This is a genomic window from uncultured Vagococcus sp. (assembly GCF_963518325.1).
Lineage (GTDB): Bacteria > Bacillota > Bacilli > Lactobacillales > Vagococcaceae > Vagococcus_D.
The window spans coordinates 101,671-124,070 of the sequence record NZ_CAUQJB010000005.1; the positions used below are offsets into that span (position 1 = coordinate 101,671).

The window sequence follows — 22,400 nt, forward strand, 5'->3', positions numbered from 1 at the left end:
CGGCTCGGTGTCAATTCACTGCGAGTCGCTACGTTAGTGAAGCTTTTTTCACTAACTTTTATCAGAACAGGAATCTGATAAAAACTATCGAAAAATAACTTTAAAACTACTATAACAAAAGGATTTCCCTTTTGCAACCTTATTTTGTAATTTTCAGAATTGTAAACGTTTTATTTGCTACCAACTAGAATTAAGAGATCAATTGTGATTTTTTCAATTAACTGTGACTCAGTTTTTTGAAGCGATTCCGCTGAGGCTCCCCATTGAAGTGGAGACATTTTAACTAAATCCTCCTGTAATTTTTCAGAAACATCAAAAGTATACGTCAAACGCTCTTCTGAAATCAACGTCATTTCTTCTGAAAACTTTCTGACTACCTTCTCATTTGAATAGGATTGTTTAGCCACATCATCTGCGTAAAAAGCCTGCCTCAATTCCAATAAATAATTGGCTTCCGGTACAATTTTAATCAACTTGCCGCCATCTTTTAAGACCCGGCGAAACTCTCTGTAATGGCTTGGGGAAAATATGTTCAACAGATGACTTAAACTGTCATCATTAAAAGGTAGATTCGTGATATCCGCCACACACCAAAAGGCCTCTCCCCTTTGTTCGGTGGCTAAAGCAACACCATCTTTCGAAATATCAAAGCCAATTTTAGTTCCAGGAACCATTAAGCTAGCCAGCTCATTTAAGAAACTCCCTTCCCCACACCCCATGTCTACAATCGTACTGATCTGGTCCTCAGCTAAAATGGTCTCTAGTTTAGCTAATAGTGGGCCATATAAACCTGCTTGAATCATTTTTTGTCGATGGCTTAGCATCTCTTTATCGTAATCTGTTTTAACATGGTGATCCAAAAAGTGCAGCGTCCCTTTTTTTGATAGATCATAGTGGTGGCCCTGCTCACAACTCAATTGATAATTGCTTGCGCTAATCATCTTCTGCTGGCATTTTGGGCAACGAAACAAATTCAAATGGTCCTTTAAAAATAATTGACCACGATCGATTTTTTTTAACAACATTTCACTCGTTCCTTTCCTCGAAGATCCTTACCAATCATAACATAACTTCTCAAAGATATATGATACAATTAACCGTAAGACTAATTTATTTATAGGAGGAACATAACGATGCTAATCAAAGAATTTTGTGCTGAAAATTTCACTAATATACCTGCCGCTATCACAGCAGGCGCTAAGCGCATTGAACTGTGCGATAATTTAACCGTTGGAGGAACAACCGTTAGCCCCGGTGTGATGGAAGAGTCAATTAATTATTGTCACGAGCGGAATGTCACGGTCATGACTATCATTCGCCCTCGTGGCGGAAACTTTGTCTACAACGACACTGAATTAAAAATCATGCACACCGATCTTATCGAAGCAAAAAAACTAGGGACAGATGGTGTCGTAATTGGCTGTTTAACCGCCGACAACGAACTAGACGAAGAAGCCATGGAGCTTTTGTTGGACACTGCTGATGGCTTACAAATCACCTTTCACATGGCCTTTGATCAGTTGCCATTGCCAAAACAACTGGCAGCCATTGATTGGCTGGCAGAACGAGGCGTTACACGAATCCTGACTCACGGAGGCCCAGCAGGCACTCCTATTGAGGACAACTTTGATCATTTGCAAACCTTGATTGACCACAGCCAAAATAAATTAACAATTTTACCTGGTGGTGGCATAAACTATCAAAATGAGGAAACGGTCAGAGATGTTCTTAAAGTCCTTGAAGTCCATGGAACTAAAATCGTCGACCTTTAATTTATTACGACTTACCCTAATGGCAAACAGTCAAAGGCTTTTCGCTTGTTAACTTAACCCTTTTCCGCTAAGCTAAAGACATCATTTAATCAGGTACGACTAAAGCCTAAACAAAGTGTAGTGCCCCGTACTTCAAGTTCTAAGAAATATGAGGTGGACCTTTAAGTAAAAGGAGGGAAAAAAATGGATCAACTATTAGAGAAACGGGAACGGCGAGATCTCAAAATTCTGTCTTTACTTTATTCAGAAGAACGTTGGTGGAGTGCTGAAGAACTGGCGCAAAAAAGCGATTGTTCTGTCGGGAGTGCCAACAAATCTGTTAGTTCTCTTAGCCAAATGGCTGAAAATTTCGACAATGCCTTTGAAATAATCAGTCAAAAAAATCGCGGAATTATCTTGCTCGCTTCATCGAACTATTCGATTTCTCGTTTAGAAGGTCTCTATTACCAGGAGACCACCAGTTATCAAATTATTGACAAGATCTTCCAAGGCAATGACTTAACAATCGAGAAGTTAATGGACGATTTATTTTTATCTAAAAGTACCCTCTACCGCAAACTAAAATCGATTGATTTTGTTTTCAATAAAAATAACTTGCAACTAGATAAAAACAACTTAAAATTGATTGGCTCAGAAATGAACATTCGAGAATTTTTCTTTATCTTTTATTGGTCCATTGTCCGCTCCGAAAAATGGCCATTCACACATGTCAAAGAAGAGCTTTTTAGTTACCGCTTAAAGGAACTGAATCAAGAGACAGGCTTAACCTTGTCATCAGTTGAATTCCTGCAAATGCAATATCGAATGGCCATCAATTTTATTCAACATCAAAAAAAACAATTTATTACTGAATTGCCTGATAATGTCCTACTGGATCCTTATCGTTTGGCTTTTTTTAACAATATCGGTGAGGCCATGATTGCCAATGTCCCTCCTGCTTACAAAAAAAATGAATTCAACTATCTAGGGTTGATCTTCGCTACCTACCCTTATATGCCTGATACGCCAGATGAAGGCTACCTTCAGAAAATCGTGGACTGGTATAAAGAAACAAACAGTATGACTTATGCAGTCACCAACGAGTTATTAACCCAAGTTATGGAACGTTATCCAGATAATTCGCTAATTAAGCCCTTAAAACAACCAAAAGTAATGTTTATGCTATTTTCTACAGCTAGTTACGCCTTGCTTTTTCCAAATTTATATATGCAAGATGAACTGACCAACACTTGGCGCAAACAATTGAAACACTTTGAGCAACAAACGCCTCATTTTTATCACATTATAAAAGAGATTGTTTATGGCATTCAGCAGTCTGATCCTTATAAGGGAAGACTGATGCACCCGTTTTACAGTTTGTACTCTATTTTAAGTATTTTTTCTCAGAATTTTGATTTATATGCCTTTGAAAATACAGTTAAAATCAAATTGATCTGTGCCGCTGACCCAATAAGTGAAGTTTCCTTAAGTGACATGCTTCGTTCCCGAGTCAGCCATAACGTTATTATTGCCAAAAGTAATATGCGAGATGACACTAAGATCAAGTACGACTTATTACTGTCTGACATTAAATTCCCTCAGGGTCAAGGACCATTAGCCAACCACTCTTACATTTGGGATTTCCCACCTTCCGACCGTGATTGGAACAACTTGGACATTATTTTAGACGACATTATCAAAGAAAAAAACCATTAAAAAATGAGACTTGGAAAATATCCAAGTCTCATTTTTTAGATAAAATACTGCATAAACAAACTGGCAATATTAAAATAGATTAGCACACTGGTTAAATCACTTAAGGTCGTAATAAAAGGACCACTAGCCACAGCCGGATCAAAGCCCAGCTTATCCATCAACATAGGAATTAAACTACCAGCCAAATTAGCCACGGTAATCGCGCAAATCATCGCCATTCCGATCACAAATCCTAAGGGAAAATTCTGTTGCCAGATGCCCACCACCACGAAAATAGTAACTCCTGTAACCACACCTGTAATTAACCCCGTTAAAACCTCACTGAGAATCAAACTAAAAAAACCACTGTCTTTATCATCTTTTACAGCTAAACGACGAACAGCTACAGCCAAAGACTGGGTCCCAGCATTACCAGCCGTCCCAGTAATTAAGGAGATAAAGACAGCCAAAATACTGGCTTCACTCACCATCTCTTCATAACGCCCAATCAAGGTGGCCGTTGACATCCCTAAAAATAACAAGGTGATTAACCAAGGCAACCGTTTGGATGCCGCTTTAAAAGGATTTTCACTTGACTCCTCAACGTCAACCCCTGCCAAACCAGAATAATCACTAGCCGCTTCATCATCGATAACATCGATAATATCATCAACCGTTACAATTCCCAGTAAATGATCCTCGTAGTCGGTAACCGGCACAGCCAGGAAGTCGTAATCACGAATCGTTCGTGCCACATCTTCTTGATCATCCCCTACTTTTACCGAAATTACCCGTTCACTCATCAAGTCAGAGATCATCACATCGTCATCATTGACAATTAAATCTCGCAGGGAAATAACCCCTACTAAGACGTTTTCCTGATTGACTACAAACACATAATAAATGGTTTCCGCAGCTTTTGCTTCATTCTTAAGCAAATACATAGCCGATCGGACAGTCTGATTAGCAACAATCGAGACATATTCCGTCGTCATAATTGACCCAGCTGTCTCATCTTCATAATGAAGCAATTCTTTAATTTCTCTGGCACTTTCCGGATTCATCAAACTTAAATACTTAGCAACGCTTGTTTTATCCAACTGATTTAATGTATCCACTGCATTATCCGTGTACATCTCAGCCAGCATGTCAGCCACATAACTAGGCTTCATCTCAGTCAGATATTCCTCAACATCTTCTTCATCCTCTTCAATGACATCGAACATGTCCGCCATCTCTTTAGGTGAAAGATAGGTATAAAGTCGTTGACGTTCCGTTTCATTCAGAGATAAATAAAATTGGCCCTGTTCATAAATATGTAAATCAAAAAACAATTCACGAAACTCATTTAATCGATCGGCTTGAAGATCTTGTAGTAATTGAGCGTATTGTTCTTCAATGGTCATTTGATTATCACTCACAATTTCTCCTCCAATCTATCGGCTAATTTGTGCCTCGTAAACATTTTCCATGTCTTCTGGTAAAGGTAAGCGCAAATCAATTAACTCCTGAGTAAAAGGGTGCTCAAAGACTAACTGAGCACAGTGGAGTGCCTGTCGTTGAATCCCCTTGGTCAAATCACCATGGTACATCTCATCCCCTAACAAAGGGCAACCTATGGCTTCAAAATGAACCCTAATTTGATGAGTACGGCCTGTGTGCAGCTGAATATCCACTAAGGCCACATCCTCAGATCTGGCTTGCAACCAATACTCGGTCTTAGAAGCCAAACCAGTCGGTCCTGTTTGCCGTTTTAAAATCGAGGTTACATCACGTTCAATTGGCAAGTTAATGATAGCATGCTTTTCCAGATTAGCTAATTCGCCGCCCACTAAGGCTTGGTATTTTTTTAAAATCCTTTTTTCCCGTAAAGCTTTATCCAACATGGCATGGGCAAAACCGTGCTTAGCGAATAACATTAACCCAGTAGTGTCTCGGTCTAAACGTGTCACCACATGAATCACCCGATTTACTGATTTTTTTTCCGTGACATAATGCTTCACCCGATTCGCCATTGTGCCATTAGGGTGATACTGAGCCGGAATAGAGGCCACATCTGTAGGTTTATTGACGACTAAAAAATGCTCGTCTTCGAAAATAACTTCAATGGGTGTAGCATCCAAGAGCAAGGTTTCATGCTCACCTTCATCGGGAATCCGAATACTCAGGACATCCCCTTTTTGAAGTTGATACAACACATTTTCAACCTGCTGGTTCACCATGATCGTTCCGCCTTGAAACTTAATCTTTGCCAGCAACCCACGTGATACGCCTTTTGTTCTAATGTACTCTTTAATCTGTTGACTGTCTTCTAATTCATAGGACCACGAAAACTGCATGTTATGCTTCTCCTTGCCTTTCAGGACTCTCTTCAATAAAGGCATCTTTCACACGGCGCCAAAAATGAGTATGGCGATACGACGTAAAATGAATCCGCTCATCGGCAATCCGATATTGAATACTAGTAATACTTGATTGAGGCAAATTAAGTTGATCTACTGATAACAAATAATCATCTGCCGCCTGTAAATCAATCGTAATCCACTCATTATTGGCAATAATAATCGGTGACCCCAGAGAGCGGTACACCCGATTATTCAGTGAGGCAATCTGAGTCATCTGCAAAGCATTCACTCGTGGATGAAGGACCGCCCCTCCAACACTTTTATTGTAACCTGTCGAGCCCGTTGGTGTAGCAACAGACAGTCCATCTCCACGGAATCGTTCAAAAATCTCCTCTTTGATAAATATATCTGCTACCATGGTCCGATTGATTCGTTTAATCGTGCATTCGTTTAGAGCCAAAAAGTGTTGCGTTTCTTTTTGATCATCGAAGAAAATCGTGACATCAAGCAAGGGATAACTGACACTGCTGCCTTCGTCCTTCAGCAGACTCTCAACTAATTCTTCCAATTCATAATCTCGCCAATCCGTGTAAAAACCTAAATGACCCGTATGGATACCAACAAAACGGATATCATCCAGCATATGGGCATAACGGTGAAACGCCGACAAAAGAGTCCCATCGCCACCAATTGAAATCACAATATCCGGTTTTTTTTCTTCCAACTCTATCTCTGTCTCAGCAATCAAAGCCTTTAATCGCTCTGTGACTAGTTGGGATTTCTCCGAATGATTGGCTATTATTGACACTTTCATCTAGTTCACCTCCAAGTATTCTGGTTACTTTCTAACTATTCAGGTGTCTCATCCGACCCCCTCTGTTCTTTTAATTCCTCTAACAACTTATTTTCATGAAGCTTTAAGAAATCCTGATAATATAAATCATCCTGCTTGCCACGACCGTGAGAGAACAAGTGCTGAGCTTCTTGAATTTCTTCACGAATTTTCGACATTTCTTCATCCAATAGATTAGCCGCTTCTGAGGCATTGCGCAATCGTTCATTAATTTCTTGAGGGAACTCTCCCTGGTATTTATAATTCAAGGAATGTTCAATCGTTGCCCAAAAATTCATAGCCAAGGTTCTGATTTGAATTTCTGCGTAAATCTTTTTCTCCCCAGTAATAATCTGCACCGGGTATTCAATAATTAAATGATATGAACGATAACCACTCTCTTTCATGTTGGTAATATAATCTCGTTCCTGCACGACAGTCATGTCCTTGCGACTGCGAATTAAGCGAACCACTTCATAGATATCATCAACAAATTGACACATGATTCGCAATCCTGCGATATCTTGCATCTCACTCTCTAATTTGTCCATCGGGATGCCCCGTAACTTTGACTTGATTTTAATACTATCCGCCGGTTTAACACGCCCCGTCACAAATTCAATTGGTGCATGTTGATTTCTTTCTCTAAATTGCTTGCGGATTCCTTTTAATTTGATTTTCATTTCCGATACCGCTTGTTCGTACGGCGCTAAAAACAATTCCCATTTTTCCATCCTAGCAACCTCATTTTCATTCTTAATAAACTTTTTAAAACCACTTTATCAGTAAGGGATTTAACGCCCACTTACCTAAATCAACATAGCTAGACTAAAAATAGCGGCTTATTGCCACAAGCTTTATTCTAGCATAAAATCAAAAAAAAAGTTAGTTAACTGGCAGTGATTCCAATAAAAAGAGTCTCAATTAGATAGTTATTATTTGACGCTAGCCCGATTTTAAGGCAAACTATAAAGAAACGGATACACTTTACTGTTTAAATATAAATATAACGAAGGTTAATAATACAAAGAAGAAGGTAACCATGAGCGAAGTCATAGAAATCGAATATAAAAGCCTCTTAACTCAAGAGGAGTATCAACAACTGTGGCAACAATACATTGCTGATTCAACTACTAGCTTTACCCAAACTAATGTCTATTACGACACTGAGGATTTCCATTTAAAGGACCTTGGCATGGGCTTGCGAATTCGTCTATTATCAACTAAAGCCGAGCTTACCTTAAAGTCACCCTTAATAACTGGTGAGGGATTACTAGAAACGACAGATGAATTAGCCCTGCCCATAGCCCAACAACTGGTGACAAAGCAAATAATTCCAGCAGAGGGTGCTGTAGCCGAGAAACTAAAAAGCCTTGGCATTAACCGCCACCAATTAACTGTCCATGGTCAACTGACCACAAAGCGAGTGGAAGCTCAACTAGAGCCAACCATTCTACTTGTATTAGACGAAAGCTGGTACCATGGGAAACATGATTATGAGCTAGAAATGGAAGTCAGTGATCCACACCTCGGGAAGGAATACTTTGTGAATTTCCTCAAAGAAAACGCGATCGACTATAAGGTTGCCAAAAATAAAATTGTACGTACATTTGAATCGAAAATGTCTAATTAAGCCGTTTCATTTCAAATTTGCTTAATTTTCTGATACATTAGGAGTACGAAAGAAAGAAATGGAATTATGGGGGAATGGCTATGATTGAAATCTATTTGTTTATCCACCCTCTCTGCTCAGAAAGCTTAGCATCTGAAAAGAGAATCTTACAAATGATTCAAACTGAGCACAAGAAAGTACAATTTAAGTTTCTACCATTGCTCAACTTGCAAAGTTTTCAACAATATCTACAGGATCATCACTTAGAAGCTATCGGCATTCATGAGCGCAATCGCTTGTTTGAAGCCTCTTACTCAGCCGCTTTGGACTACAAAGCCATGCAGTTACAAGGAAAGAAAAAAGGACGAGCTTTTCTTTTGAAACTTCAAGAGAAAATTTGCATACAAAACGCCAGCTATTCAGACTCACTAGTTGATGGGATTGTAACAAAAATTGGAGGAGATTTGTCGATGTTTCGCGCCGACCGGTCGTCAGCAATCGTTCACGATTCATTTATATCCGACCAGGAGACGGCAAAAGAAATGAAGGTTTGTAAAAACACTTCTGCCGTTGTTTTTAACTACGCCTGTGACCGCGATTTTGGCGTCTTAATCGAAGAGGAACCGACCTCGGAAATTTTGCATGAACTTTTCAAAACAAATGAAAAAACCTGTTTTGATACGTATGTAGAGACTGGGCAAATCAAACCGCCCAAACTAAACGATTATTGTTTACGACTAATTGAAAATTAAAAAAGAGTGACATTCTCAGAATTTGAGAATGTCACTCTTTTTTTACAAGGCCTCGATCAATGCTTCAAACTCCTCAAGACGTGCTTCAAAAACCGCCATGGCTTCTTCAAGATAAACCGGCTGAGTCATATCGACACCAGCTTTTTTCATCACTTCGATTGGGAAGTCGCTGCTGCCTGATTTCAAATAAGTCAAGTAATCTTCCAGAGCATGGGGTTCCTGCTTGATGATTTTATTCGCCAACGTCGAGGCAGCTGAAAAACCTGTTGAGTATTGATACACGTAATAATTATAATAAAAATGAGGAATTCGCGCCCATTCAACCGCAATCTCAGGATCACGAGCAACAGCATCACCATAATATTCTGCATTTAAATTCCCATAATAATCACTGAGGTATTCACTCGTTAAAGGCACTCCTTTAGCATCTTCGGTGTGAATAAAATGTTCAAATTCAGCAAATTGTGTTTGACGGAAAATAGTCCCTTTAAACCCATCCAAATAACGATTTAAAACAAACGCCCGCACCTTTGGATCTGTTTCAGTTGCCAATAAGTGCTCCGTCAGAATGTTTTCATTGGTCGTTGATGCTATCTCTGCCAAGAAAATGGAATAATCCCCATAAATATAAGGCTGATTTTTTCTAGTAAAGTAGCTGTGAACACTGTGGCCCATCTCATGTACTAAGGTATACAGCTGATCCAAACTATTGTGCCAGTTCATTAAAATATAAGGGGCAGTGTCATAACAACCAGATGAGTAAGCTCCACTGCGTTTTCCTTGGTTCTCAACAACATCGATCCAACGGCTGTCAAAGGCCTCTTCAACCACTGCCATATATTCAAGTCCAAGGGGTTGTAGAGCAACCAAGGCCTTCCCTTTAGCCTCTTCATAGGAATAACGAATCGGTGCATCGCCTAAAATAGGCGTATACAAATCATACATATGCAAGGTTTCAAGCCCTAATACTTTTTTGCGCAATGCCACATAACGATGCAACAATGGGAGGTTTTCCTTCACCACTTCAAGTAAGCTGTCATATACAGCTTCCGGAATATGATTGCTGGCCAAGGCAGCCTCGCGAGCTGAGCTATAATTGCGGATTGTGGCTTTAAAATTATGGGTTTTAACGTGATTGGACAAGGTTGTGGCAAAGGTATTCTGAAATTGTTGATAAACACTGTACATGCCCTTAAAGGCTTCTTCACGGACTTCTGGGGTCGTACTTTCCAATAACTGCCCATATAAGCCATGTGACAATTGAACCCTTTCACCTTTTTCATTTTTAATCGTTGGAAACTTCAAATCTGAATTATTTAAAATCGAAAAGGTTTTACTTGAAGCCCCAAAAATTTCACCGGCTCCTGCCAATAAGGCTTCTTCTTTTTCCGATAAGATATGAGGGCGTTCCCTTAGGACATTGGCTATAAAATGACGATAGGGGTCTAATTCCGGTTTCTCGTCTACATAAGACCAAATGGTTTCATCCCTAATTTGCAGAAGTTCAGGTTCAAACCAAGAGATGGCTTCACTAACTTGAGCCGCTAAACTACTGGATTTAGCATGTAAACCTTGGTAAATTGAGTCCGTCGTATCCTGATCGTTTTTCAAATGAGAATAAACATAAATCACTTCAAATTGACGGGTTATTTCACCGATAAACTCAATTGCTCGATACAGTTCGTCTGGGCCCTTTCCTAAGGTCCCTTTATAGATAACTACCTCTTTTAATTTTTTAGAGACATCTTGCAAGGCCTGTTCAAATGCCTGATCATCTGCAAAAATCTTCCTTAAGTCCCATGTCTGCGCGACCTCAAGTTCCGAGCGCTTTGGTAATTGTTGTGCTTCCATTCTTAATCTGCCCCTCTCACATCTTACTTAGGTTTTATAGTTAGTTACTTATTCATGATAGCATATTTTTCCGAGGAGTTACCGAAATATGATTGTAGCTTGCCAAGCTTTTTGTCACAGCTAACTCTCGCTCTCGATTATCCTTAAAAACCTTAGGCCGCTGTCTTACAAAAAAATACCCCTCCTTAAACGTCACATACCCCAACTGATATAAGGCTCGCAAATAATCTGTCAGAAAAAGATTCAAATTCGTTTCCAGAGAAATCATGGGCATCTCATAAAGCTCAAGTTCACCCTGAATAACCTGGGCATAGAAGGTCTGAAAAATTGTCGAAAACGTCCCTTTGCCTGTCGTTTCAATAATTGTCCAGACTAATAATCGCCAGATAAAAACCGAACCTCTCATTACTATCGGGTGGGTAACAGGTAAGAAGAAGCAGACATCTAACCCTCTGAGATGTACGCCTTGCTGATAGAGCTGTTCTTGAATTAACAAGGTCTGGCGATCCCTTCGACATAACCACTCCTCAATTTTTTCAAAATATGCTAATAAAATGGAACGTTCCTTGAACTGACGCCTTATAAAAAGCTGATTTTCTTGGGGAAAATGGAGTATCTTCAATAAGCTGTCACTTTCTACTTGCCAGCTTTTTCTTGAGTAATACACCCTTCGCTCACCTGTAACTTCTTCAACGTGAAGTACACAGCTCAAGGCTTCTAACTCCACATCTAACTCCCACAAATAAAAACCGATTTTTTGATGGTAGTTCAAGCAGGCACGCTGAAATGCCGTCAGTCGATTCTCCACAAAAAATTGTTTACCTAACACCCAAATAACTTGATAGCCGTGGCGCTGGTAAGTTTCTGTTCGCTCAACCAAACGAGCTAAAGGTAATTGACTACATTGAAACTCGATGGCAATCCGCCCTAAAAGAACATCAGGTCGCTGTTTAAGCTCTGGTAAATAAGCTTCCAGTTGATACGTCAGATTAAAGGTGTCACACCATTGAGCTAATAACCGTTTCCCTTTCAAATGTTCCTCGGTTTCACCTTCTGTCACCCTTTGGCAGGCATTATTTTTTTGATGAGCAAAATGAGACTGCTTGATTGAACCATTTTTGATGGTTAGAGCCAAACCGCAACTGGAACACCACCATTTTTGACGAGTCAGCTCTCTAATCTCTTCCTTGGTCTTAAACAACAAATTAATCAACTCCCCATCCTGATTCATTGCAATAAACATCGCCATTCCCCCCTTTATAACTAAGTACGTTTTTCAGGAGGTATCTCGTTAAAAAAACTCAACAGTTTTCACCGTCGAGTTTCCGATATTATAAATGAATTAAATCCAAACTTTGGCAAGGAGATACAATAAAAATAAAGCTGAAATCACCCACATTGGAAAGGAAATACTTTGACGTTTCCCTGCAAATGTTTTGACTACGGGGTATGCCACAAAACCAAAAGCTAATCCATCGGAAATACTCATGGAAAAAGCCATCATCACAATCATTAAAAAGGCAGGAAACCACTCGCTTAAATCAGCCAAATCAATGTGGCGGATATTTTCCATCATCATACAACCTGTAATGATGATAACCGGCGACAAAGCCGAGCTAGGTATGAAGGATAGTAAGGGAATGGCAAAGACAGCTGCTAAAAACAGCAAACCAACAGTTACAGCCGTCGCCCCAGTCTTACCACCTTGCTGAATCCCCGTTGAGCTTTCCGCAGCTGGAATCGTCGGACTAGTCCCCAAGACACTGGATAACAACATGATAATACCATTTACCCGAAAAACCTTTTTAAATCCTTGAGGAGTTAAACCAGTCAATAAGCCATTAAACAATCCCATGGATTCAAAAATCAAAATCATCGCCAGAGAAAAGGTTCCAAGAATAAATTCTGTCGTAAAAATTCTTGAAAAATCTAATTGACCGATAATACTCGGATAATGCTGAATGGCTGAAAGTGAAAATAAACTTTCAGTCTTCGGCACGATTTGAAATAAATTAGCGACAATAGTTGTTAAGATAATGCCGATAAAAAAACTGCCCTGAACATTCTTAAAAAGCAGGAACAAGGTTACCACTAAGGAAGCCAAGGTTAATAGTAAAACAGGTGATTGAAAGGAATTCAGACTCATAAAAGTATGCTCTCCTCGAACAATGATCCCACCATTCTCTAACCCCACGATAACTAAGAAAATGCCAATACCAGCTGTAATACCATGTTTCAAACTTTCTGGAACAGCTTCAATTAATATCTCAGTGAGAGGCGTATAGGCGACGATCAGATAAACTAAACTAGCGCAGAAGCTGACAGCCAATGCCTCTTGCCAACTCATTTTCAGTGCGTACACTAAGGTATAAGTAAAAAAAGAATTAACCCCCATGCCCGTCGTAATGACAATCGGAACTTTGCCAATCAGTCCAATAGCTAAACAGCCAATAATCGAGATAAAGATCGTACCAAAAACACTCAGCTCAGGTGGAATTCCCGCCTCAGCTAAAATCATTGAATTAACCACGATGACATAGGAAATAGCAAAGAAAGAGGTTAAGCCTGCTAATATTTCTTTTTTTAGATCTACCTTTTTTTCAATCATTATCACTTGCTCCTTTTTTTATTAGAAAATCATTTAGAAAAGACCACAGCTAGTCCCACAGACTAAAACTGGACACAAAAAAAGTATAGACGGGTAGCTTGTTGCCCACCCACCTATACATAAAGACGTTCTATATGAAGTTGTTAACCGATATCTAATGTATCATCAAATCATACGGAAAGCAAGCGCTAATCACTAGTTTCAGTAAAATAAACCTAAAAGAGTAATACTATCAGAGCAAGGATTGCCTCAACTGTAAAATCAAGTTCATCTAACATATGGGTTCTTCCTCGCCTATTCTATTTTCCAACTGCTCTAAATTCAATTCTTATTAGGTTCATCTTTTGTGATGTCAACTTGACAGCCCTTGAACTGCCCAGAATGACTTCTTTCTTACTTGATCAATAAAAAGATTAAAAGGACGGCAACTAAGACCTGACTGACACCAATGGTTCCGCCAAGAGCCATCGCTTTTGGCCCCTCTTTGATTAAGTCTTTGAACTTAACCCGCATGCCAATGCCCGCTAACGCAATAATTTCAAACTGACCACTGACTTTTTTAGCCACGATCGGCACGATGTCTGGAATATTACCAAAAGAAATCACTAGACAAAAAATAAAGAAAACAGTGATGAACCACGGAATCCCCACTTTGGCTTTTTTTCTGTTAGCAGACTTACCAAACAAAGGCCCCTCTGATGTATTCATCTTTGAAAAACTTAAGGCGACTACTACTAATAAAACAATCCGTAAAATTTTAAAAATAGTTGCAAACTGGGTCACCTCTTCATTGACTAACTTACCAGAGGCAATCACCTGCCCGATTGATTGTAACACACCGCCGATCATCGCACTTGTCGGCAAGGTTTGATGCTGATACAATAAGCTAGTAATCAAAGGCAAGGCCACCATTAAGATCGTACCAGTCAAATTCACAATGGTAATTGAAATACCTTTATCTTTCTCGTCGGCTTCCAAAATGGGGCTGACGGTTCCAATGGCCGAAGACCCACATACAGCATTACCGGCACACATTAAGAGTGAAAATTTACGGCCGAACCCAAACCACTGTCCCAGCTTGTATGCGACAATCACGGTAAGAGTCATCTGAATCACAATAAAACTGATGCCACGCCAGCCAACACTCATAACATCAGTAATATTCAAGGTCAATCCTGTTAAGGCAATCGAATATTCCAATAATTTACTTTCAGAAAAGCGAACACCTTTTCCTAAACTCTCACGGTTTAAAAAAGTATTCCCACATAAAATGCCTAATAGTATGGCAAACAGTGCGCCTCCTATCTGTGGCACAAAACTGCCAATCACTTGGGCCACTAAAGCAATTAATAAACAGGCAGCAAACCCTTGCCAACGGTCTTTCACCCATGTTATTATTTTTTTCATCTACAACACTCCCTGAATCACGTTATTAAGCACTTCTCTTCAATGATTCTCAAAAACGACTCACCTAAAGCCTCGCTTTTACTACTAGAATAACATGAGACTGGAATAAAATAAAATTATCACTTATAATACGTCTATAATACCAGCTTATAAAGGAGACTATCATGTTAGATTATCGTTACCAGACCTTCCTCGTTCTCTGTGTCGAACGAAATTACACTAAAGCAGCTGAAAAATTGTATATCACTCAACCTGCAGTCACCCAGCACATTCAATGGCTCGAACAAAAATATCAGACAAAACTTGTCACCTATCAGAATAGAGAGATCCGCTTAACAGAAAAAGGCCAGCTCCTATACGATTATTTACAAAATCTACAAGCTCAAATCAAAAAAATCGAAAGTAATTTAGCCCACAAAGAAACGGCCAACAAAGATCTTAATTTTGCAACAACCCTTTCCATTGGTGATGATTTGCTACCGCGAATTATTCAAGCATTCGCTCAGTCTGATCCTCACCTAAACATTTCTTGTTTAGTTGAAAATACCCAGCAAATTTTACAACAATTACGGCGAGGTGACATCGATTTCGCTTTAGTAGAAGGTAACTTTCCCAAGCAAGAATTCGCTTATTACGAGCTGTCCTCTCAACCATTTATCGCAATTGCTTCAAATCACAGTCACTATCAAACAGGTCAGATCTATGCCTTGGCAGATTTGCTGTCAGAAACCTTGATCACACGAGAAAAAGGCTCAGGTTCACGAAAAATTCTCGATAATTTATTGGCTGAACAAAATTACGCTGTTGACGATTTTTCACGCTTATTAGAGTTAGGTAGCTTAAACAGCATTAAAGAATTGGTCAAAAATAATTTAGGCATTGCCTTTCTCTACGAAGAGGTTGTCAAAAAGGAATTGACCGGCCACGCTTACAAAAAGATTCAGATCGAACGTTTGGAAACATCTCACAGCTTCTATTTTATTTATTTAAAAGCTAGCCTGTTCGAAGGGGAATTCACCCGTATTTTTGAACTAATTAAAGCCTTAGACTAATTCAAACTATCTTTTTAGATTCTGTCTGCGTTATAATAATGTATATCGTATTGATTTATTAATTAGGAGGAATATCCATGACTGAACAAAAATCACCACTTGAAGTCCCTGAAATTATGACTGATTTAAGAAAAGATATTATAAAAGTCCCACCTGTTATCCGTCAGTGTAGCGGTATTCGCATTTTCGGCCGTCGGATTAAGTCCATCGTTTATTCCACTGATATTGCGATTATTCGCAATATTGATGCTGATGCCGTGATTGCAGTCTATCCCTTCACCCCCCATCCCACAATTACTAAAAGCATTACTGAGGCTGCCGATATTCCTGTTTTCTCTGGGGTTGGCGGTGGCTTAACACAAGGGAAACGATCCGTTCAAATGAGTATTTTCGCTGAATCCCAAGGCGCCATCGGTGTGGTTGTTAACGCTCCGACTCCTAAAGAAACCATTCAGGACATTGCAGAAGTAGTCGATATCCCTGTGGTCGGTACCATTACTTCCTTGTTCACCGATGTGGAAGAACGCCTAAAAGCTGGTGTTTCCATCCTCAACGTTAGCGGTGGCAAAGACACTGCTAGCATCGTTCGTAAAATTCGTGAAGATTACCCTAAGATCCCCATTATTGCCACAGGTGGCCCAACTGAGGAAGCAATCCTTGAAACCATCGAAGCTGGCGCCAACGCAATTACTTACACCCCCCCTTCCAACGGCCAGCTATTTAGTAAAAAAATGGATGTTTACCGAGATAAAGAAAAATCAGATGCCAAAAATAACTAAGTTGCCAACAATCTAATCAGCGAAAAAAAACAACCGACAAGGAGGATGCTGAAAAGTCCAAATTTTCTTAACCGAAAATTTGGACTTTTTATTTTTTCCCACTAGTATAGTAAATAATAATAAAATATGAAGGTTCATTTCCACTGGGAACGCTTATTTCAATCTATTTTGGAAACTGAATTTTCCTGATTTTTCTATTTTGTTATTTTATGAGTTTTTCAGCAGCCTCCCGACAAGTCGGTTGTTTTTTATTTAGTATAATCTACGAGTTTGTCTAAGGTATCTGAAATCGCCACAATTTCAATGGCTTCGTCCATCCGACCTAAATCTTTTAAGACAATCCCTTTTAGCATATATAGATCGCTCAAACGGTAATAACTCTTCTTTTTTTGACTCCATAAAACACCTTGTTCAATGTATTCTAAAGCCTCTGAGTATGTTTTTAAATCAACAAAACTGGCTGAAATATTATAAAAGACTTTAATTAAATCAACTTTATCTCGTTTATTAATATCACTGTAAAACTGAGCGATGCTACGCTTCATAAATGATACACCTAGTTCGAATTTACCTTGATTGTAATAAACCCGACCTATCTCACTCAATAGCATCACTTCTATATCAGTAGCATGTTGCTTTTTCCGATTATAAGTATAGTTCAAGCCATCTTGTAAAACAGTCAAGGCTTCAGTTGAACCTGGATTCAAGTAGCTTATGGCACAGCCTTTATAATAGGCGTATTCCTGTAATTCTAGCTTCGTTTTAAAGACAGAATTAGCTTTAGTTTCAATTTCATCGATAGTTTCTGTTAGTTCCGTCATTTTTTTACTGTGCTTGTATTGTTTTAACAATTCCAACCAATTATTGGCCGGTGCCTTAGCTGTTTCTTCACGAGTCAACACATAGTTGACGGAGACATTCAACCTTTCACATAACTTCTGCATAACAAGAACATTAGGCACGACATCATTGTTTTCAATCCGGCTTAACATGCCCTGAGAACAGATATCTTCTGCTAATTCACCTTGTGATAAAAATCGATTTGTCCGTAATTCTTTGATAACAGTTCCATAAGTAAGTGAGTTGTACATTGTTCCATCTCCTTTTTCTGTGTTGTTTTATTTATTACTTCTTACACAGTATAAAATGAAAACAGATGTAACTGGTCTCAGATTTTCAGAAAATAATCACATTTTTTGAGACAAATGCCTTATTTATCATGCTTTTACCAACTAATCGTTATACCTTTTACGAACAAAAATCAGTTAAAACCTTGCAGCTATTAATAGCTTAATTATTCTACACCTTCCGCAAAAAGATCTTTTTATATACAGGTTTATGCAGATATACATAAAAAAAGACGAAATAATCTCGTCTTTTTTTTACTAATTAACTTTCGGAGTAAATTTCGATAAAAATGTCAATTGAACCATCTACGTCATACTTTTCATAGTCCAATCTATAAGCCCGTTTTAACGCACCTTGTTCCTCTAATGCCCAAATAGCTTGCCATGTTTGGTAAACAGCCATCTCTTGAGTTCGATCCACTGGAAACACCCGATAGTTAGCCTTGTCATCAATGACTAGAGACCTGCCTTCAGCACTTCCACTGGCAATAGACAAGGTATAATCACCTTTATAATCACTTTCAAATTCATGATATACCCCATAAAGGTTGCCTTCCTCCCTTAGCTTTCTCTGTGCTTCCGTCCAAACTCGCTGAATCTTATCCACCATCTCTAGATCCTTAAAATTATTTGTACGAACTGCTGCTAATTCATAAATATTCATCTTAAATCACCCTTTCCTTTTCATTATAAAGAAACTAAGCTGACAACAACCTGTCAGCTTAGTCCAAATAATTGTTTGCCATCCGATCAATTGCTTGAATATGGGCTTGCCTTAAAATCTCTGGCGCTAGCACCTTGACAGACGGGCCAAACATCAATAAAAAGGGGACTAAATTTTTCTCTCGGTCTTCCTCAAAGGACACGAGAATGTCGCCGTTGGCTAACACCCTCATGTCCTCCTCTGTAAAGAAGTCAAAAAGTTTCCCAAGCTCTTGGGCTGAAAAAAGACAGACAACCTCCTGTTGGGCCAATTGCTCCACCCTCTGCTTCAAAGACGGAGCCAAACGCCGTTCATCCAAGGTCATTATGTCACGAATACGCGTTAGCTTAAAGGCCCTTTCTTCTTGCCGTAACTCGCAGTAGGCCAATAAATACCAGCTACCATTTGTTAGTCGCAATTGCCAAGGGTTGATGATTCGTGTGGTTTGTTGGCCATTTGCCGACACATAGGAAATACGAATCTTGCGCTCTTTTTCCATCAGTCTCTCCAATAAGCTAAGTTTTTCTTTTGCTTCATCTTCGATTTGTTTTCGGTGCAGGGTGCTCTGCTCTATACTAAGGTGAGGAGTCGCCGGTTCTGTGACTAACAGACGCAACTTATCGCTGATCCCCCGACCTACATCCGTTTCTGTCAACAGCTCCGTCTGTAGGTCCAAAGCTTTGATTAACCAAGCTTTTTCCTCTTCAGAGAAGGTGTAGCTATGAAGTTTAAAACCATCCATTAACTGATACCCACCCTCATTGCCATGAAGCGCAAAAATCGGAAATCCGGCATTTTCCAGAGTTATCATATCCCGATAAATGGTTCTCTTAGACACTTGAAAATGTTGGGCCATCTCCTTAGCTGTCACCTGTTTACGACTTAGAAGCAGTACTACTAAAGCTAATAAACGCTCCGTCTTCATTTCAGACCTCCATCATGTCACTCAACTAGATTCAAGCAAACTTTTCTGAACTTTTTCAGGTAATTTTGCAAAGACCAACTCATAAGAACGCCTTAAATAAGCCAACAATTCTTCTTTACCAAAGGTTGATTGAGCCAACATAATCGAATTCCAATGGGTTTTATTCGTGTAGTAACCTGGTACGATAAAATGATATTGCTCTCGCAGTTCTTCATTCTTTTCCGGATCCCCTTTAACCGTCATAACTACGTCCCCTGTTTTGGTTTCTCCAATCATACAAAAAAATTTATCAATCACCTCAAAGTATTCGCATTCCCAGGACTTTCGATAACTGGTTTTAACCCCGGGCCATTTTTGACTTTCGGCCTGTAAATAACTAATTAAATTTTCCATTAATCAGTCTCCAAATTCGCAAAAAGACTGAGTAAGTTTCCATCAAGGTCCTTAATAATTACATACCGTTGCCCCCAAAAGGCATCCCAAGGCTCTTTGAAAACCTCATAACCAGCCAATTTAATTGCGGCTGTCACTTCATTGACTTCTGCCGGCGTCTCACATAAAAAAGCCAGCTCAATTTTATCTCCTTGGCTTTCTGGTACAAATCCGTAAATGCCGGCAATCATGTCACGAGTATTTAATGAGATTCTAACACCTTGATTAGTTAATTCCACATAAGCCTGCTTCGGGTCACCGATTACCTTAAAACCTAATACCTCATAAAACTCAATCGCTTTTGCCATATCACTGACAACAATCCCTACCATATCTAATCTCATGTTTTCCACCTCTTTCATTATTATGACTATTCTACCTAATTAACTGATCTATGTCTTGGATAATTGCGACACCCTTAACGAATCTCTTTAGGCGTTAACCCACTGATTACCTTAAAACGGCGAGTAAAGTGAGATTGATCGTAATACCCATGGCTTAAGGCTATCTCACTTAAGCTTGTTTCCGGCTTCACCAGCAGACTTTTTAAACTTTTCTGAAACCGTAAGATATCGTGAACTTCATAAGGGGAAAGACCTGTCTCTTCGCGAAATACCCGCTGAATCGTACGTTCTGAATATACTTCTCTGCGAATGACATCTCGGTAATCAATTAATTCCATGCTATTATGAATGATATTTTTAATCAGATCAGATGAATGACTTGCCTTGGTAGTTGATAACTCTCTTAAAAAAAACTCATTGAAGCCACTGATCAGTTCTTCTATCGTAGGGTTCAACTCCATCACCGTCATTAGGTACTTGGAAAAATGCTCAAATCCGTCCCATCCTACTAATAATTGATCCTTTGTTTGACTCAAATTAATAGGCAACCAACTTCTCAATGCACTCAAATGGCATCTAATCCCTAAGATTAGTTCAGCCGATTGACTGACTGACATAAAATAACGGGTATTTGGTCCACTGTAAGCCAAGTTCTTAAGCCCCATATCCACACTAAAAGTCATAATAAAATCAGCACACAAATCAGGAATCACCCGGGATTGAACTTTACCAGTCTGAGGCAAACTCAACCAATAACAATCGATATAAGGTTGGAGCGCCAATGCTGGTTTTACTTCCTGATAATAACTTGCTCCTTCGTGCCAAATAATCGGTTTGAATTCCATCATCCTTCAGCCCCTCTTTTTATTATTATAAACGATATCTGTCTCCTATGCCTACTCAAACCACCTTAAATCTTGCATCTCTAGTTTTTAACTTAATCACCCTTTACGTTTGGCTAATCCCCTTATTTCAATAAAAAAATGAATAAATAACAATTTTTGCTAACATTTACCTTCAATTTAAGGTATGATTAAATTCGGAACAAATCGTGGAGGCTTTTTAGCTACACAATTAGTTCACAAAACGATTATTATTTTGGAGGAATTTATGAAAAAGAAAGCATATCGCAATTCACCAGCATTTATCTTCTTAAGTTGGGGGTCTTTTGCCTTTTTTGTGGCATTGATGATGATTGGTCTCTACACCTTAAAAGAACCATTAATGGTTAAAGGTTACTATTTAATGGGGTCTGTTGGTCTTATCTCCTCTTCTTTCACACTGGCAAAAGTCATTCGTGATAATCAAGAAGATGAAGACCGTTATAATAAGCTATTTCGTGCGACAACCGAAGATGAGGCAGATAAAAAATAAAAAAAAGAGGATTGTGTTCAATCCTCTTTTTTTATAGCATCAGTAAAAAGCCAATAAAATTATTTAACATATGAGCAAAGATGCTGGCTTCAATTCGTTTTGTTTTCCAGTAAATTGCCCCTAATCCCAAAGCCATTATAAAATAAACAAGAAAACTTAAAAGATCATTTGGCATGTGGCTTAAAGTAAACGCTACAGCGCAAACAAAAAAGCCTAACAGTTGAAACTTCTTAAAAATTAATGAAAACACACCTCGAAACATAACTTCTTCGGTGATTGGTGCTAAAATCACAATTGACATAAACATGGTAATTCGCGATGAATTAGCAAAAATCCCTTCCAAGGCTTCTTGGTTAGCAGTATTAAAATCTTGTACGAAATAACCAATAACTTGTTCAACGACGAGAGATATTCCCACTAAGGCAACTCCGTAGAAGACAATCTGAACGATCTCTCTTTTGCTAAAACCAGTAGAAAAGAATTGGACATTCTGGCGTTTAAACAACCACAAAATAAAAACAAAGACCAATGCCTGAAAAAGATTTATGTACCATGGATAATTCAGCTTCTTCATCAACTCATTAACCAGTTCATTTGGATTGATACTCGTTAAATTATCGCTTTCTCTTACTAAATTTTCCACCATTTGGGGAACAATGGCAATCGCTTGACCAACAAGATTTAAAATCCAATAAAGAATCAATAAAAAAATAGCATAGCCTGGTGATAGTTGTTTCATCTTTTGTTGGTTTTCTGGTAATTCTTGTAATAACATCACGTTCACCGTCCTTTACTAAATTATAACTCATTG

At 38.9% G+C, this 22,400-nt stretch carries 23 protein-coding genes; 7 read left to right on the top strand and 16 right to left on the bottom strand.

The window, feature by feature from the left end; translation table 11 throughout:
* Positions 1-170: 170 nt before the first annotated feature.
* Positions 171-1,022 (bottom strand): methyltransferase domain-containing protein, encoded by an 852-nt coding sequence (locus RWN13_RS06685; RefSeq protein WP_314061804.1) that lies wholly within the window; start codon positions 1,020-1,022, stop codon positions 171-173.
* Positions 1,023-1,133: 111 nt separating this feature from the next.
* Here RWN13_RS06685 and RWN13_RS06690 point away from each other — a divergent pair, with 111 nt between their 5' ends.
* Both RWN13_RS06690 and RWN13_RS06695 read left to right on the top strand, forming a co-directional pair.
* The gene (locus RWN13_RS06690) at positions 1,134-1,772 is read left to right on the top strand and encodes a copper homeostasis protein CutC (protein ID WP_314061702.1); all 639 of its coding nucleotides are present in this window, start codon (positions 1,134-1,136) and stop codon (positions 1,770-1,772) included.
* Positions 1,773-1,955: 183 nt separating this feature from the next.
* Positions 1,956-3,467, top strand: coding sequence for a helix-turn-helix domain-containing protein (locus tag RWN13_RS06695; protein WP_314061703.1), 1,512 nt, complete (start codon positions 1,956-1,958; stop codon positions 3,465-3,467).
* Positions 3,468-3,502: 35 nt separating this feature from the next.
* Here RWN13_RS06695 and mgtE read toward each other — a convergent pair whose 3' ends face one another.
* From mgtE to RWN13_RS06715, 4 genes are read right to left on the bottom strand one after another with little or no spacing between them, the layout of a single operon-like run.
* A complete protein-coding gene (mgtE, locus tag RWN13_RS06700) occupies positions 3,503-4,852 on the bottom strand; it encodes a magnesium transporter (protein ID WP_314061805.1) in 1,350 nt (449 codons plus the stop codon).
* A gap of 30 nt (positions 4,853-4,882) precedes the next feature.
* On the bottom strand, positions 4,883-5,785 hold the full coding sequence (locus RWN13_RS06705) for an RluA family pseudouridine synthase (protein ID WP_314061704.1): 903 nt from the start codon (positions 5,783-5,785) through the stop codon (positions 4,883-4,885).
* A 1-nt stretch (position 5,786) separates the two neighbouring features.
* Positions 5,787-6,605, bottom strand: coding sequence for an NAD kinase (locus RWN13_RS06710; RefSeq protein WP_314061705.1), 819 nt, complete (start codon positions 6,603-6,605; stop codon positions 5,787-5,789).
* 35 nt (positions 6,606-6,640) lie between these two features.
* Complete coding sequence (locus RWN13_RS06715) at positions 6,641-7,357, bottom strand: GTP pyrophosphokinase family protein (RefSeq protein WP_314061706.1); 717 nt, start codon at positions 7,355-7,357, stop codon at positions 6,641-6,643.
* A 308-nt stretch (positions 7,358-7,665) separates the two neighbouring features.
* Between RWN13_RS06715 and RWN13_RS06720 the strand changes: the two genes are divergently transcribed.
* Entirely contained in the window at positions 7,666-8,256 is a 591-nt protein-coding gene (locus RWN13_RS06720; protein ID WP_314061707.1) for a CYTH domain-containing protein, read from the top strand.
* Between the two features lie 80 nt (positions 8,257-8,336).
* The gene (locus tag RWN13_RS06725) at positions 8,337-8,987 is read left to right on the top strand and encodes a DsbA family protein (protein WP_314061708.1); all 651 of its coding nucleotides are present in this window, start codon (positions 8,337-8,339) and stop codon (positions 8,985-8,987) included.
* Between the two features lie 42 nt (positions 8,988-9,029).
* Here the strand turns inward: RWN13_RS06725 and pepF are convergent, their stop codons facing one another.
* The 4 genes from pepF to RWN13_RS06745 all read right to left on the bottom strand — a co-directional run bounded on the left by pepF (position 9,030) and on the right by RWN13_RS06745 (position 14,853).
* Positions 9,030-10,838, bottom strand: a complete 1,809-nt coding sequence (gene pepF / locus RWN13_RS06730; protein ID WP_314061709.1) for an oligoendopeptidase F — start codon at positions 10,836-10,838, stop codon at positions 9,030-9,032.
* Positions 10,839-10,890: 52 nt separating this feature from the next.
* Positions 10,891-12,081 (bottom strand): competence protein CoiA family protein, encoded by a 1,191-nt coding sequence (locus tag RWN13_RS06735; protein WP_314061710.1) that lies wholly within the window; start codon positions 12,079-12,081, stop codon positions 10,891-10,893.
* A gap of 99 nt (positions 12,082-12,180) precedes the next feature.
* A complete protein-coding gene (locus tag RWN13_RS06740) occupies positions 12,181-13,446 on the bottom strand; it encodes an NCS2 family permease (protein WP_314061711.1) in 1,266 nt (421 codons plus the stop codon).
* A 393-nt stretch (positions 13,447-13,839) separates the two neighbouring features.
* Entirely contained in the window at positions 13,840-14,853 is a 1,014-nt protein-coding gene (locus RWN13_RS06745; protein WP_314061712.1) for a putative sulfate exporter family transporter, read from the bottom strand.
* Between the two features lie 164 nt (positions 14,854-15,017).
* Here RWN13_RS06745 and RWN13_RS06750 point away from each other — a divergent pair, with 164 nt between their 5' ends.
* Both RWN13_RS06750 and RWN13_RS06755 read left to right on the top strand, forming a co-directional pair.
* The gene (locus RWN13_RS06750) at positions 15,018-15,905 is read left to right on the top strand and encodes a LysR family transcriptional regulator (protein ID WP_314061713.1); all 888 of its coding nucleotides are present in this window, start codon (positions 15,018-15,020) and stop codon (positions 15,903-15,905) included.
* A 77-nt stretch (positions 15,906-15,982) separates the two neighbouring features.
* Entirely contained in the window at positions 15,983-16,684 is a 702-nt protein-coding gene (locus RWN13_RS06755; RefSeq protein WP_314061714.1) for a hydrolase, read from the top strand.
* Positions 16,685-16,932: 248 nt separating this feature from the next.
* Here the strand turns inward: RWN13_RS06755 and RWN13_RS06760 are convergent, their stop codons facing one another.
* From RWN13_RS06760 to RWN13_RS06785, 6 genes are all read right to left on the bottom strand, one after another.
* A complete protein-coding gene (locus RWN13_RS06760; protein ID WP_314061715.1) occupies positions 16,933-17,775 on the bottom strand; it encodes a helix-turn-helix domain-containing protein in 843 nt (280 codons plus the stop codon).
* A 298-nt stretch (positions 17,776-18,073) separates the two neighbouring features.
* The gene (locus tag RWN13_RS06765; protein WP_314061716.1) at positions 18,074-18,475 is read right to left on the bottom strand and encodes an effector binding domain-containing protein; all 402 of its coding nucleotides are present in this window, start codon (positions 18,473-18,475) and stop codon (positions 18,074-18,076) included.
* A 58-nt stretch (positions 18,476-18,533) separates the two neighbouring features.
* Positions 18,534-19,439, bottom strand: a complete 906-nt coding sequence (locus tag RWN13_RS06770) for a YafY family protein (RefSeq protein WP_314061717.1) — start codon at positions 19,437-19,439, stop codon at positions 18,534-18,536.
* 21 nt (positions 19,440-19,460) lie between these two features.
* Positions 19,461-19,832 carry an MmcQ/YjbR family DNA-binding protein gene (locus RWN13_RS06775; RefSeq protein ID WP_314061718.1) on the bottom strand — a complete coding sequence of 124 codons (372 nt, stop codon included), beginning with the start codon at positions 19,830-19,832 and terminating at the stop codon, positions 19,461-19,463.
* Entirely contained in the window at positions 19,832-20,215 is a 384-nt protein-coding gene (locus RWN13_RS06780; protein ID WP_314061719.1) for a VOC family protein, read from the bottom strand. Before RWN13_RS06780 ends, RWN13_RS06775 begins: the two co-directional genes overlap by 1 nt.
* A gap of 74 nt (positions 20,216-20,289) precedes the next feature.
* Complete coding sequence (locus RWN13_RS06785; RefSeq protein ID WP_314061720.1) at positions 20,290-21,063, bottom strand: helix-turn-helix domain-containing protein; 774 nt, start codon at positions 21,061-21,063, stop codon at positions 20,290-20,292.
* Between the two features lie 262 nt (positions 21,064-21,325).
* Here RWN13_RS06785 and RWN13_RS06790 point away from each other — a divergent pair, with 262 nt between their 5' ends.
* Positions 21,326-21,589 (top strand): YiaA/YiaB family inner membrane protein, encoded by a 264-nt coding sequence (locus tag RWN13_RS06790; RefSeq protein ID WP_314061721.1) that lies wholly within the window; start codon positions 21,326-21,328, stop codon positions 21,587-21,589.
* Between the two features lie 31 nt (positions 21,590-21,620).
* Here RWN13_RS06790 and RWN13_RS06795 read toward each other — a convergent pair whose 3' ends face one another.
* Positions 21,621-22,364 (bottom strand): type II CAAX endopeptidase family protein, encoded by a 744-nt coding sequence (locus RWN13_RS06795; RefSeq protein ID WP_314061806.1) that lies wholly within the window; start codon positions 22,362-22,364, stop codon positions 21,621-21,623.
* Between the last annotated feature and the right edge of the window lie 36 nt (positions 22,365-22,400).

What these genes read in the sequence shown, in the direction of transcription:
- RWN13_RS06755 (WP_314061714.1), top strand. Translation starts at nt 15,983, where the DNA reads ATGACTGAACAAAAATCACCACTTGAAGTCCCTGAAATTATGACTGAT.
- RWN13_RS06780 (WP_314061719.1), bottom strand. Translation starts at nt 20,215, where the DNA reads ATGAGATTAGATATGGTAGGGATTGTTGTCAGTGATATGGCAAAAGCG.
- RWN13_RS06745 (WP_314061712.1), bottom strand. Translation starts at nt 14,853, where the DNA reads ATGAAAAAAATAATAACATGGGTGAAAGACCGTTGGCAAGGGTTTGCT.
- RWN13_RS06735 (WP_314061710.1), bottom strand. Translation starts at nt 12,081, where the DNA reads ATGTTTATTGCAATGAATCAGGATGGGGAGTTGATTAATTTGTTGTTT.
- RWN13_RS06785 (WP_314061720.1), bottom strand. Translation starts at nt 21,063, where the DNA reads ATGATGGAATTCAAACCGATTATTTGGCACGAAGGAGCAAGTTATTAT.
- RWN13_RS06690 (WP_314061702.1), top strand. Translation starts at nt 1,134, where the DNA reads ATGCTAATCAAAGAATTTTGTGCTGAAAATTTCACTAATATACCTGCC.
- RWN13_RS06765 (WP_314061716.1), bottom strand. Translation starts at nt 18,475, where the DNA reads ATGAATATTTATGAATTAGCAGCAGTTCGTACAAATAATTTTAAGGAT.
- RWN13_RS06795 (WP_314061806.1), bottom strand. Translation starts at nt 22,364, where the DNA reads ATGTTATTACAAGAATTACCAGAAAACCAACAAAAGATGAAACAACTA.
- pepF (WP_314061709.1), bottom strand. Translation starts at nt 10,838, where the DNA reads ATGGAAGCACAACAATTACCAAAGCGCTCGGAACTTGAGGTCGCGCAG.
- RWN13_RS06750 (WP_314061713.1), top strand. Translation starts at nt 15,018, where the DNA reads ATGTTAGATTATCGTTACCAGACCTTCCTCGTTCTCTGTGTCGAACGA.
- RWN13_RS06725 (WP_314061708.1), top strand. Translation starts at nt 8,337, where the DNA reads ATGATTGAAATCTATTTGTTTATCCACCCTCTCTGCTCAGAAAGCTTA.
- RWN13_RS06720 (WP_314061707.1), top strand. Translation starts at nt 7,666, where the DNA reads ATGAGCGAAGTCATAGAAATCGAATATAAAAGCCTCTTAACTCAAGAG.
- RWN13_RS06710 (WP_314061705.1), bottom strand. Translation starts at nt 6,605, where the DNA reads ATGAAAGTGTCAATAATAGCCAATCATTCGGAGAAATCCCAACTAGTC.
- RWN13_RS06715 (WP_314061706.1), bottom strand. Translation starts at nt 7,357, where the DNA reads ATGGAAAAATGGGAATTGTTTTTAGCGCCGTACGAACAAGCGGTATCG.
- RWN13_RS06770 (WP_314061717.1), bottom strand. Translation starts at nt 19,439, where the DNA reads ATGAAGACGGAGCGTTTATTAGCTTTAGTAGTACTGCTTCTAAGTCGT.
- RWN13_RS06790 (WP_314061721.1), top strand. Translation starts at nt 21,326, where the DNA reads ATGAAAAAGAAAGCATATCGCAATTCACCAGCATTTATCTTCTTAAGT.
- RWN13_RS06760 (WP_314061715.1), bottom strand. Translation starts at nt 17,775, where the DNA reads ATGTACAACTCACTTACTTATGGAACTGTTATCAAAGAATTACGGACA.
- RWN13_RS06740 (WP_314061711.1), bottom strand. Translation starts at nt 13,446, where the DNA reads ATGATTGAAAAAAAGGTAGATCTAAAAAAAGAAATATTAGCAGGCTTA.
- mgtE (WP_314061805.1), bottom strand. Translation starts at nt 4,852, where the DNA reads ATGACCATTGAAGAACAATACGCTCAATTACTACAAGATCTTCAAGCC.
- RWN13_RS06705 (WP_314061704.1), bottom strand. Translation starts at nt 5,785, where the DNA reads ATGCAGTTTTCGTGGTCCTATGAATTAGAAGACAGTCAACAGATTAAA.
- RWN13_RS06695 (WP_314061703.1), top strand. Translation starts at nt 1,956, where the DNA reads ATGGATCAACTATTAGAGAAACGGGAACGGCGAGATCTCAAAATTCTG.
- RWN13_RS06775 (WP_314061718.1), bottom strand. Translation starts at nt 19,832, where the DNA reads ATGGAAAATTTAATTAGTTATTTACAGGCCGAAAGTCAAAAATGGCCC.